Here is a 12,184-nt window from a genome sequence, read left to right on the forward strand (position 1 = left end):
ATCAGATCTGCAAATCAAGATTAAAGCACATGACGGGTTTATAGCCTTCTAATCATTCTAGCATGCCGCAGATGCCGACGAACCTTCGCATTTGCATGAATTTGATAGGCTAAATAGGTAAGCTAAATTAACGATAAAGAGGTGCTTAACCATGGTTAAGATCATGCCGATTTTGCCGTGTCCCGCAATTAAGGATCAGGTGTCCTTTTTTGAGAGCCTGGGTTTTCAGACCGTTCAAGTTTATACGAAACCCAATCCGTATGCGGTTATCCGTTTCGGCTCGCTAGAACTGCATTTTTACGGAACGAAGCGAATATTGCCCCATCAAAATCCTCAATTGTGCTATATCGAGGTCGACGACGTAAACCGGGTATACGAGCAATTCGCAGCCGGATTGAAGCGACATCTCGGTAAAATACCTCGTTCCGGCATTCCTCGGATATCGAAAATCAGACATCTGGCGGAGGACCGAAGATTTACGTTGACGGATGTCGGCGGAAATACGTTTTACGTCGGAACTCCCGATGCGGACGGCACTTTTTACAGAACGCTCGAGAGCGCGGCGCATGCAAAAAATTTCGAAACGCTCTACGACTTGTTCCATTCAAAAGAGGACATCGGTTCGGCGTTCCGCATGCTGGAGAAGTTTTTCCCCGCGGAGGGGTGGGATTCGCTAGAACTGTCGGACTTGGACCGCGCAAAAATAGGGCTGATCGCATTGGATATTCATATGCGGTGCGGTAACGCGGCGAATCCGGACATTAACGATAAGCTGCAACAGCTAATTGGCCATTACGGCGCCGAGCACCCGGACTGGAACAAAATCCGTAAGCAGCATCGCGAAATCATGGACGGCGAATAAGAGAGCCGGCGTATGCGCGCGTCCCCCGGACGCGGTGCATATGCTTCTTTTTCAAAACTGCCGTTCCCTCTAACGCTTGACCCCATAATTTATAGCAACATCCTATTTTTCACGGGACAAGGGGAGCGATTCAGCTTGAGAAACGGCTCGTTAGACACGCGTGGACGACAGGGCGTTTCAGTTATAGCTTGCACGAACCGCCGCGATTACCTGGACAACCTGTTCCGCAATTATGCCAGGCAGACGCATGCGGAGAAGGAACTGATCGTCGTCGTCAATCATAACGGGATCCCGCTCGCGCCCTATCGCCGGATGGCGGGCAAGCATCGCAACGTGAGAATCTATCGCATGCCGGAGCATCGTTCGCTCGGCGCCTGCCTCAACTTCGCCGTCGGCAAAGCAAGATACGGCCGAATCGCCAAGTTCGACGACGATGATTATTACGCGCCTTATTACTTGACCGACAGCCTGCGCGCCCTTCTCGAGTTCAGGGCCGACGTCGTCGGGAAGCGCGCGCACTATATGTATCTGCAGGGTTCCAAGAAGCTGATTCTTCGCTTTTCCCGGGACGAGCGCCGGCCCGTTGGCCGGCTGCCGGGGGCTACGCTCGTTTTCCGCAAGCGGGTGTTCGATCGGGTCCGCTTCCCTGACCGGAGCGTCGGCGAGGACGACCTGTTCTGCGACCGCAGCAGGCGCCGGGGCTACAGGGTGTATTCGGGCGGAAGATTCAACTTCGTCGCGATCCGCAGGAAAAACTCGCTGAACCACACATGGATCATCGGCGACCGGGAGCTCCTCTCGCAGAACCGGACGATCCCGAACATAACCGACTACAAGCGCTACGTACGCAGGAAGCCGCGGGGCTCCCAATAATGGCGCGCATGGAGGGCCAACCGGCGTCCGCGTCCGGCCCGCTCGCGGTATCCGTCGTGACCTGCACCGATAGACGCGTTTATATGGATGCGCTGTTGCGAAACTACGGCAGGCAGCGCCATCCGGATAAGGAGCTCATCGTGATCCTGAACGGCGACGGGCTCCGGCTGGATGCGTACGCGAAGGCCGCAGCATCTTACAAAAACGTGAGAGTCGTCTCCGTGCCGGCGCAGCTGTCGCTCGGCCATTGCCTGAATATCGGCGTGCGGCTGGCCCGGCACCCGCTCGTCGCCAAGTTCGACGACGACGATTATTACGGTCCGGGCTACCTGGCGGAGAGCGTGCGGGTATTGCGCGCGACCGGGGCCGACATCGTCGGCAAGCGCGCGCACTATATGTATCTGGCCGGCAGGAGGCTGCTCCTGCACCGGTACTACGACAAGGCGAACCGGTACGTCGATCAGGTGCAGGGCGCGACCCTGCTCGTCCGGCGGCGGGTATTCGACCGGGTCGCTTTTCGCGACTTGAACGGCGGAGAATGCGTAAAGTTGTGCGCCGACGCAAGAGCGAGCGGCTTCCGGATCTATGCGGGAAGCCCCTGCAATTTCATCGCCATGCGCAGGCCGCGATCGCGGGACCATACCTGGGTCGTCAGCGACAAGCGTCTGATGGCCCGGAACGCCAAGGCGCTGCGGGTCAAGGACATTTTAAAGTTCGTTTGCCGAAGCTAGCCGAGGCGGACGAATTTTTTTGTGCGCAAAAATGTCCTGACATCCGATGCCGATTCATAGTATGATTTATAAAATAGAATAGACCACTACCCTACTCTATTGGAGGTACGAATGAAAACATATACGCAGTCGGAACGGCGGGCCATTCATAAGCGGACGCTCACGATCGTCGTGATCGCGCAGCTGTTCGGCGGCGCAGGGCTTGCGTCGGGCATTACGGTCGGCGCCTTGCTGGCGCAGGATATGACGGGATCGGACGGCCTGGCCGGGCTGTCGACGACGCTGTTCACGCTGGGCTCGGCGCTGTCGGCCTTTGCTGTCGGGCGCCTGACCCAGCGGCTGGGCCGTCGGGCCGGGCTGACGGCAGGCTTCTTGGCCGGCGCGGTCGGCGCGCTGGGCGTTGTCGGGGCGGCGGCATGGGACAGTCTGCCGCTGCTGCTCTTGGCGATGCTGGTCTACGGCGCGGGCACCTCCACCAATTTGCAGGCGCGCTATGCCGGTACGGACCTCGCCGAGCCGCATCAGCGGGCCCGCGCGGTCAGCATCGCGATGGTCACGACCACGTTCGGCGCCGTGGCCGGACCGAACCTGGTCTCGCCTATGGGCAGGCTCGCGACCGCTTGGGGGATCCCGCCGCTCGCGGGGCCATTTATGCTGGCCTCGGCTGCGTTCGCGCTGGCGGGTCTCGTGTTCGCCATCCTGCTGCGTCCGGATCCGTTCCTCGTCGCCAAGGCAGGTGTAGTTGATGCGTCTGCCGATGCGCCTGCTGCCGGCAACGCCGGTGAAAAAGTCGGTGACGCCGTCCCCGATGCGCCGGTGCGATCCGGCAATCGCGGTATCATCGTCGGCGCGTCGGTCATGCTGATCACGCAGATCGTCATGACCGCCGTCATGACAATGACGCCGCTGCATATGAAGCACCACGGACACAGCCTCGACATGGTCGGCCTGACGATCGGCGCGCATATCGCCGCCATGTTCCTGCCCTCGCTCGTAACCGGCGTCCTCGTGGACAAAGTCGGGCGCATCGCGATGTCCTGCGTCGCGGCGGGGACGCTGCTCTTTGCTGCGCTCGTCACCGCATTCGCGCCAGGAGACTCCTCGGCTTGGATGATCTTCGGCCTGGTGCTGCTCGGCCTCGGCTGGAACTTCGGCCTCATCAGCGGCACGGCCGTCATCATAGACGCGACGAGCCTGCGCACGCGGGCCAAGACGCAGGGCTCCGTCGACGTGCTGATCTCCCTCGCGGGCGCCGCCGGAGGCGCCTTATCCGGCGCGGTCGTCGCCTTCTCGAGCTTCGCCGCGCTCTCGCTCGCGGGGGGCGCACTGGCCTTGCTGCTGCTTCCCGTGATGCTCTGGTATCGCCGGGGCTCACGCCGCCATGCGCCTCGTTCTTTCGAAGCGTAGTCCCAGTTACACGAAGCAAATCACGCCGCCAACTAGACCGATGTAGCTCTACATAGAGCTTTATTGCCGAGCGCGCCATCCCTACCTCATCATCTACGAGTATGTCACCATCAGCCTAGTTGTTCTCCGTTACCGGAACCGGAATTTCATAATAGAGCTGGTCCTCCTTGATCTCGATCGACACGGCCGACGCGGAAGGCGTGAGCTCTCTGCCCGGCCGGACCATGTCGATAAAGAACTTGCCCGGAGGCAGATAGAGCTCGAAGACGCCCTCCGCCGGCTGAAACAGGTATCCCTGACCCGAAGCGGCATCGGTGACATAAAGCGCGCCGGTCCAATGCGCCGGGTCCGCCGTCACCAGACGTACCTTGGCGTTCAGCCTCGGCAATTGCAGTGCCGCAGGTCCGGAGGTCCCGCCTTGAATATCGATCGCCGGCTGCCGATGCAGCACCCACCCTTTCCCATACTTAGTTACGAATTCGGGCTGATAGCTCCCCTCTTTAACATACGCCTGTTTGGAAAAGGATACGCTCACCGACAGCGGCTCGCTTCCAGTCTGCGAACCCGGGCCGGCCAACCGCCTCAGCTGTACCGTACCCTCTTCGAGCTCGGTTCCCTCGGCTGTCCTGAAGACTAGCGGCGCAAGCGATTGACCGGCATCGCGAACAAGCCATTGCTCCACGCCGCGGAACCGGGCCACCTCCCTGGGCGTAGCGCCGAAACTCGATCGCTGATCCGGGTCTCCGCCATGCCGCAGCAGTTCCTGAACGATCTCGTAACTGCCTGCTCCGGCGGCATGGTACAGCGCATCCGTCGTCACCTTAGCTCCGTGCGCCAGAAGCAGCCGTACGACTTCGTACGATGGCTCGGTTGTCACCTCCGACGCATCGGAACGAATCTCGGTATGTTTCATGCAGGCCAGCTCCAATAAGTTCGCATGCATATAGGAAATCCATAAGTTAGGGTCCAAACCGTGTTCCAGGAGAACCTCCAACGTATCGGTCGTTTGCTTATCGCCCGGATACAGCAGCGGCGACACCAACAGCACCGGCTTGTACGTCCCCCCGCGCTCCAGCAGCAGCTTCGCGGCCGACGGCTCGTGGTTCATAATCGCGTAATCCAACGCCGTCCAGTCCGAATAGCCATTTACCTTCGCGTTCACCTCGACGCCCTTGTCCAGCAACTCCTGAAGTAGCTTCACGTTCCCTTTCTTAGCCGCGTTATGCAGGCTTGCAGCAAGTTCGCCCAGCTTTTTCTTGCTATAGCTGAACGTCAGCTTCCGCGTCCCTTCGTCATAGCGCCAGGAATCGTAATCAAGCAGGCCTGCGGCCAACTGTAACGGAATATACAACGTGCCCTTGATGACCTTGGGCGAGTATGGCAGCTTCATGGCCTTGCCATCGACGGAAGCTTGCGGCGAGCCGATTGTCCCGGATAGGCTGTGGTTACCCAGCGTAGCGGAAAAGGATTTGCCCTGAACCTGGAAGCGCGCTCCAACGCCTTGGAAGAAGGCGCGGGCCGGAACCATCATTACCTGATAAAGCCGGATCGTCTGGAGCTGAAGCGTTAATTGCTGCTTGGCGGCGGTGACCGTCGCTGCCGAAGCGGGCGCTGCCGACAGACGCGGCACGGATATCGGCAGCGCGGCAGTAATTAGCAGCGCTGCTGCTGTAGTCAAGACCATGCGGCTGACGCGGGAAAAGGCGGGCATCGTTTGAGCTCCTTAAACTGGATTCTTCTCCCTTTCTATCATGATTAAGGAACCCTGTCTATCGTTGTGACTTACTTCGCAGGAATAAGCCTTTCCGTCGGGGAATACATCGGGTAGAGTATGTTACATACGTACGCAATCAAAGGAGGTTGGCCACGTGAAGTCCATCACCGTACAGAGTCTCGCGGATCAATTCAAGCTGGAGGTGCTGGCAGGCGCCGGCCGCCTGGACCGGCAGATCTCGCGTTCGCGGGCGCATCGTCCGGGCCTGGAGTTCGTCGGCTACTTCGAATTTTTCCCGATGGAGCGCGTGCAGGTACTCGGCCGCAAGGAAATTACGTATTTGCTGCAGCTCAGCGTCGAAGAACGCTTGCTTCATATCGGCAACATCGTCAAGTACCACCCGCCTTGCTTCATCGTGACCGCGGGCCAGCAGGAGTTTCCTTATCTGAAAAAGTTCTGCGACGAGGAAGGCATCCCGCTGCTGCGGACCGCGGATCCGACGACGGAGTTCATTGCGAAACTGGATAGCTATCTGGTTAAAGCGCTCGCCCCGGAACAATCGATTCACGGCGTATGCGTAAACGTGTCGGGCATCGGCGTACTGCTGCGGGGCAAATCCGGCATCGGCAAAAGCGAGACGGCGCATACGCTCATCCGCAGGGGCCACCGGCTCGTCGCGGACGACGTCGTCGTCCTCAAGAAGCTTGGCCCGTCGCTTCTTCTCGGCTCGCATAACGAGACGACGCGCGAATTCCTTGCGCTGCGCAGCGTCGGCCTGATCAACGTCGTGCGGCAGTACGGCCGCCGGGCGTTCCAGGACGAGACGCGCATCGTGCTCGACATCGAGCTGGCGACCTGGCGGGACGGAGAGCTCAGCAACGCGCTGGAGCTGGAGCCCAAGTTCTCCGACTACCTGGGCGTGAAGATCCCGTACATCGAGATCCAGCTGCAGCCCGGGCGCGACGTCGCCGGCCTCATCGAAGCCGCGGCCAACAACTGGTACCTCAAGCAGCTCGGCTACAGCGCCGCGGAGGAGTTCATGCAGCGGATTCATAACAGCATGCAGTGAGACGTCCTCCTTGTCAAAAAAGCCTGCCTTACGCTATTGAAGCGATAGGCAGGCTTTTCGCATGAAGCGCGGCGCGGCACGGTGCGATCAGATTAAAAAAACTGAATCTCGGACACGCACGTATCCGCGTACTTGGTCCCGGGCGTCACGTCGAGAATGACGAATTTGACGCTGGACGCCTTCACTTTTTCATCGAAAAAGATGTTGTATTCCTTGGTGAGATCGAGCACGAGGACCGTGCCGTCGGAGAAGAGCAGCTTGGCCTTTTTCACGCTGCCGTTATCCAGATAAGAGGCGACCGACTTGCCGTAGCCTGGCGCGATCGCAACGCCGCTTAGCTCCGTCTTCTTGGCAAAAGAGAGCGTCACGCTCTGGCCGACGCCCAGCCCCTTCACGCCTTCACACCAGCAAGTCGCAGGGTCGCGGTCGATGAGATTGGCTGCGCTATAGGATGCTGTCTTAGTGCTCGGCAGCGTGCTTGAGGCTGTCACTTTGGCGACCTTAGCTGAAGATCTGTATTCCCAATCCGACTTCACCAGTTCTGCCTGCCGTTTGTGCAAATTGACTTCGTATTCGATACGATAATTGTCCCGTACGATAAACCAAACATAATAAATCCAGTTTTTATTGCCTTCGTTATCGCCGTCGGGCAGCACCACCTGGACCTGCGCAGAGGGCTTGCACTTGCAGGCTGCCGTCGCGATCGCGATCGCCTCGCCGGACGAGAAATTTCTCTGGCCGTACGGATCGCGTATCAACGTTCTAGTGCCTTTGAATAACTTGTTCAGGTCGGCCGGCAGCGTGTTCAACACGACCGTGATCTTTCCGGCGCCGAATGCGACCGTTCCGGTGCCCTTATAGGTGTGTAAGCCTTGAGCGTCTCCATCCACGTACGAATACTTCCACTTCATAGCCCGGTCATCCGCAATCGCGATCGGAGCGGTCGATTCGAACGTATACGTCTCGCCCCACCACGCCTCATAACTGATCCGAACGGTGCCGTCGTTCGGATTGACACGGACCTGCAAGGTGCCGTCAACGTCTTTATCTTCTACGAAGGCTTTGTCCACCCAATCGCCCTCGTAACCGGACAACCAGGCTCCGATCTGCTTCCCCGCCGCCTTGCTATCTGCCGGATAGGCCAGCATCGTCCAAACCAGCGCCGCCATTCCCAGCAGCGCCAACGCTTTGCGCCATGTCATCATATTGAAAGACTCTCTTTCCTTTTGATTTGGAGAGAGATACTTTCGCCGCAATGCCTATTAAATCCTTCATGCAGGCGACGAAGAAGAGCGCCGCCTCACGCAAACGCCACGCAAAGCGCCCTCACCGCATAAGGCGGGAGCTCGAACGAAACTTCCGCGCCCTCGACCGCGATCTTCTCCCCGTCCGGCACTAACCGCCGCTCGTGAGCGTCGACCCACCAGGCCTCTGCCACTTCTCGCGACAGCGCCAGCTTCACGTCCGCGCGGCGGCCTTCGGACTCGTAGACGCGCACGATCCAGCGCTGCGGACTATTCCGCTCCTCCGGCATCTTCACCGCCGACACGGTCGCCGCCCCCGCCGCAAGCTTCAGAAAGCTGCCGTCGAGCGGCCGCGTGCCGGCATGCGCCGTGCCGGACAGCACGGTCGGCGGATGCTGCAGCCTAGCGGCCGCTTCAATCAACTTCGCCTGATTCGCCTCAGCATCCAGACCGACAACGCTGAGCGCCAGCGTGAACTTGTGGTGGTTGCCCTGCTCCGGGTACGGGTCCGGATCGAAGGAGCTGCGGATGAGCGAGACGGCGAGCGAGTCGTCCGTTCCGCGGAAGCCGTGCTTGTTGCTCGTCGCCAGCAGAATCGACGACTGCCCCGCCCCGGCAGGCACAGCATGCGCGAACCGGTTGGCCGGCACGTCGTGCGCGAGCGCCGGACGCTCAATGACGCCGAACGGTACGTCATAGCGGTATGCCTCGCTCCGATAAGCGAAGGGCCACAGAAAGTTCAGCTGCGGAATCCCCGACGCCGCGTTCCCGACCTCCTGCCAGTCGCACTCGACATCGTACACCAGCCTGGCACTGTCGCGATCGAGCGAGACCGTAACCTTCAACCGGGAGCGGCCGAAAGCCATCTCATACTGCAGCGACTGGCGGACCTCGCCCCACGTCCCTTTTTTGATCACCACATCCCGATGGACGCTCTCCACCTTCATGTATCTGCCGATCCACCAGGCGGTCATGCTCTTGCTGGCATCCTCCTGGATCCATCGGAACAAGCCCGCCGGGCGTGCCGGATCGACCAGCTCCTCGCCAGTCGACTTGACGAGCATGGACGTGACCGTCGCATCGATCGGATTGAACGCCACCCGCAGCCGCTCGTTTTCCAGTACGTATACCTGCTCCTCGTCGAGCCGGGGGTCGTTGGGCACGAACGGACGCAGCTCCGCCTCCCCTTCAGACACCGTATAAGTGGCATAGCCGCAGGCAGGGAGCTTGACGTAAGCGAGCAGCCGCATAAAGTCGTGATTCCAGTACCAATGGCGGCCCTGGTCCAACCATTGATGCGGCACCGCCCGGCCCTGGCTGTCCTTTACGGCCAGCGTTTTGACCGGCGTATTCCAATCCCAGAGCAGAATCTCGACCGCTTCCTCGCGCTCGAAGGCCGATGGGTTAAAAACGTGCACGATCCGGGTGCTCCCGCCCCCTCGTTCGATCTGCGTGACCTGGAACGACTTCGCCCCGTAGCCAGCGCCTGCGCCGGCGGACGTATCGCCCGACCTATCACTGGATCTATTGCTGGACCTATCGCTGGATCTATCGCTTGACTTATCGCCGCCTCCTGGAATCGCCAACGCCGAAGTGTCGATCGAAGCCGCAATCTTCTCGAGCGCCAGCTTCCGGTCCGTATTGGCGCTCGCCATCGTGTTCTGGAACAAGCCGAGCGCATGCTCCCGCGTCTCCAGCACGCCCGATCCGGGCAGAATATCGTGGAACTGGTTAAACAGCACGCCGCGCCAAGCTTCCTCCAGGCTCTCGCCGGGATATGCGGCACCGCCCTCCGCAGCCGCAATCGCATTGAACAGCTCCGCCTCGTACAGCGCAGTCTCGCCTACGCGGTTCGCCGTCTTGATTCGGGTCTGCGACGTGTAACAGCCGGTGAACACGAAGTTCTGCTCGCCCGTCACGACCGGGAGCCGATCCGCAATCGTTTCCGCCAATGCGAAGTACTCCCCGTACGTGCCGAAGCGCAGCTTGGGATAGATCGGCCAAGTCTGCATGTCCGCGATCCGCTCCAGATCCCGCCTCGTCGGACCGCCGCCGTGATCTCCCACGCCGTAGACGTTCAGATACGTTTTCAGGCCAGTCTGCCCGCATACCGAAGGCACATAAGCGCCGAGCACCGACTGAATGCTGTCGTTGTACCAGGTCGGTTCGCGGTAAACGACGATGGAGCTGCCCGAAGGCGATTGCCAGCGGTACAGCGCGGGCGCCTCGTTGCCTCGGCAATGGTAGTAGTACTTCACGCCGCCGGAGGCGAGAATCTCGGGGACGTTGATGCTGTGGCCGAACGTGTCCGGCTCGAAGTCCAGATTCAGCGTATCCGGATCGAGGCCGAACAGCTTGGCCAGATAACGCTTCGTATAGAGCAGATGGCGGGTAAGACTCTCGCCGTTCGGCATATTTTTATCCGCTTCCACCCAATGCGAAGCCGTCACCTCCCACCTGCCCTCGCGGACCCGGCGGCGAATCTCCTCCAGCATATCCGGCGCGTACTGCTCCACGATGCGGTAGATGGCGGCCTGGGACTGGGAAAAGGTGAATTGCGGATATTCGTCCATCAGCGCGAGCATCGTCCGGAACGTATCCAGCGTCACCGCCACCGTCTCGTCCCACGACCACATCCAGTTCATGTCGATATGCGCATGAGAAACGCACAGGACGTCGTAGCTCTTCGCCTCCGCCGACAGCGGCTGAAGCGTCTCCTCGACCCTAAGCGCTGTCGCTTGGCCGACGATGCCGTCCTTGGCTTTGCCGTCTTCTACGACGGACAAGGCCGCCTCAATTTCCGGATTGTATCGGCCGCCGTTAACTTTAGACAGCTCATACGCGTAAAATAGCTGGCCTACGGCCCGCTCGCCCCAATACCCGAGTTGAAGGTTCGCCGTCTTCTCCCAGTAGTTGCCGGGGTCTTCCCCGAGCAGCAGGCGGAGGCGGCGTTCGATCGATGCTGACATGATGTTCATCCCTGCTTTCTGTTAGTAAATCAGATCCCGGAAGCCGGAGACGACATGGAACGTAATCATATTTCCGTTGTGCGAGCCGCTCGCCCGTTCGTCCCCGGATCGGCTCAATACATAGAGGTCATCTTCGAAAATGGCCATCGACGCATAGTGGCGGGATTCCCGCTCCGGCTCCGCCGCGTCCACAAGTGCCGCGAAGCACCAGTCGATGCAATTGCGGGAAAAGTGGAGCTGCAGCCGCTGCCGCTCGTTGTTCGGCAGGTGAAACCGGCCTTCGGGCAGTCGCTCCGCCCGCGTCATGCTGTCCGTCGACTGGGTGCTGAGCAGCCAATACAGCCTCGAGCGCTCATCGTACAAAATGTGAAACTTCATTTGCCCGCCCGGACAAGGCACGTATACCGCCCTGCGGCCCGAAGGAACCGTCTCGTACTGCGTCGTCATCGTGCCGTCTTCCCGCTCTACGACCTTCATAACCGCGGCGTAGCCCGTGCCTGCGGTATGGGCCCGCATCCACAGGTGGAACGTGTGCCCCGTCGGATCGGTCCAATAATGGTCGGGATCGACGAATTGCACGACGTTGGTTTCGAGCCATCCCGGCGGGCTGCAGTGACGGCCGGGCGCGACCAGATCGCCATGCACCGGATCGACTTCATAGAACGGCACGCCGAAGTCGTTCAGGCTTGCCGTATCCACCGCCTGCTTGAACATGATCTCCGACGCGAACGTCCAATTGTCCCTTTGCATCAGATCCGCGCCGATCCTGCCCCGCATGAGCACGGGCGCGATGTTGCCGACCGGCCACACCCCGCTCGGCTCGCATACGCGTTCCATGACGAGGTACACATGGCCGTTCGCTTCAAGCACGTTGCACGGCGCCTGATGCCAGTGCTCCCCTTTCGTCAAGGCGCAAGGCTCGCTCCATGTCAGACCCTCGTCGTCCGAGCGCATGATCATCAGGTCGTCGGCATGACCGAGCACGTACAGAGACGAGCCGGATTGGAACGGCCTGGCGTGGTAAAAGGGAAACTCGCAAATGTGCGTCCAGGTGTAACCGGCATCGTCGGATATAAACAAGTTGCCCTGGAACACGCCGTCGATCGTCTTTTTCTTCACGCCCGCCAGCCCCTCGATGCCGGGCCCGCCATAGTCCATCGTGACGACGATTCTGCCCGACGGCAACGTCAGAATGCCCGGGCTGAAGCAATAAATGCCGGCGGGACCCGGCGACTCGCACACCTTGGAGCGAGGCTTGGCGACCGGTCTTACCTTCCATGATGAAGCTTCCATATGAATCCCTCTTTTCGGCGAG

General features: G+C 60.0%; 9 protein-coding genes. 5 read left to right on the forward strand and 4 right to left on the reverse strand.

Annotated features, from left to right (window positions below; genetic code table 11):
- The first annotated feature begins 151 nt into the window (after window positions 1-151).
- The 4 genes from ACFOTD_RS06555 to ACFOTD_RS06570 all read left to right on the forward strand — a co-directional run bounded on the left by ACFOTD_RS06555 (window position 152) and on the right by ACFOTD_RS06570 (window position 3,873).
- On the forward strand, window positions 152-862 hold the full coding sequence (locus tag ACFOTD_RS06555; protein WP_378116910.1) for a VOC family protein: 711 nt from the start codon (window positions 152-154) through the stop codon (window positions 860-862).
- A 135-nt stretch (window positions 863-997) separates the two neighbouring features.
- Window positions 998-1,735: a glycosyltransferase family 2 protein gene (locus ACFOTD_RS06560; protein ID WP_378116912.1), complete on the forward strand. Its 738-nt coding sequence runs from the start codon at window positions 998-1,000 to the stop codon at window positions 1,733-1,735.
- Complete coding sequence (locus ACFOTD_RS06565; protein ID WP_378116914.1) at window positions 1,735-2,466, forward strand: glycosyltransferase family 2 protein; 732 nt, start codon at window positions 1,735-1,737, stop codon at window positions 2,464-2,466. Before ACFOTD_RS06560 ends, ACFOTD_RS06565 begins: the two co-directional genes overlap by 1 nt.
- 111 nt (window positions 2,467-2,577) lie before the next feature.
- Window positions 2,578-3,873, forward strand: coding sequence for an MFS transporter (locus tag ACFOTD_RS06570; RefSeq protein WP_378116916.1), 1,296 nt, complete (start codon window positions 2,578-2,580; stop codon window positions 3,871-3,873).
- A gap of 115 nt (window positions 3,874-3,988) precedes the next feature.
- On the opposite strand, the gene ACFOTD_RS06575 is transcribed toward ACFOTD_RS06570, so the two are convergent.
- Entirely contained in the window at window positions 3,989-5,584 is a 1,596-nt protein-coding gene (locus tag ACFOTD_RS06575) for an ankyrin repeat domain-containing protein (protein ID WP_378116918.1), read from the reverse strand.
- 157 nt (window positions 5,585-5,741) lie between these two features.
- On the opposite strand from ACFOTD_RS06575, the gene hprK reads away from it, so the two are divergent.
- Window positions 5,742-6,656, forward strand: coding sequence for an HPr(Ser) kinase/phosphatase (hprK, locus tag ACFOTD_RS06580; RefSeq protein WP_378116920.1), 915 nt, complete (start codon window positions 5,742-5,744; stop codon window positions 6,654-6,656).
- Window positions 6,657-6,748: 92 nt separating this feature from the next.
- Here hprK and ACFOTD_RS06585 read toward each other — a convergent pair whose 3' ends face one another.
- From ACFOTD_RS06585 to ACFOTD_RS06595, 3 genes are all read right to left on the reverse strand, one after another.
- Window positions 6,749-7,861, reverse strand: coding sequence for a discoidin domain-containing protein (locus ACFOTD_RS06585; protein WP_378116922.1), 1,113 nt, complete (start codon window positions 7,859-7,861; stop codon window positions 6,749-6,751).
- A 95-nt stretch (window positions 7,862-7,956) separates the two neighbouring features.
- Window positions 7,957-10,869 (reverse strand): alpha-mannosidase, encoded by a 2,913-nt coding sequence (locus ACFOTD_RS06590; protein ID WP_378116924.1) that lies wholly within the window; start codon window positions 10,867-10,869, stop codon window positions 7,957-7,959.
- Window positions 10,870-10,890: 21 nt separating this feature from the next.
- Complete coding sequence (locus ACFOTD_RS06595; RefSeq protein WP_378116926.1) at window positions 10,891-12,162, reverse strand: sialidase family protein; 1,272 nt, start codon at window positions 12,160-12,162, stop codon at window positions 10,891-10,893.
- Window positions 12,163-12,184 lie beyond the last annotated feature (22 nt).

The organism is Cohnella sp. GCM10012308 (genome assembly GCF_042649185.1).
Taxonomy (GTDB): Bacteria; Bacillota; Bacilli; order Paenibacillales; family Paenibacillaceae; genus Cohnella.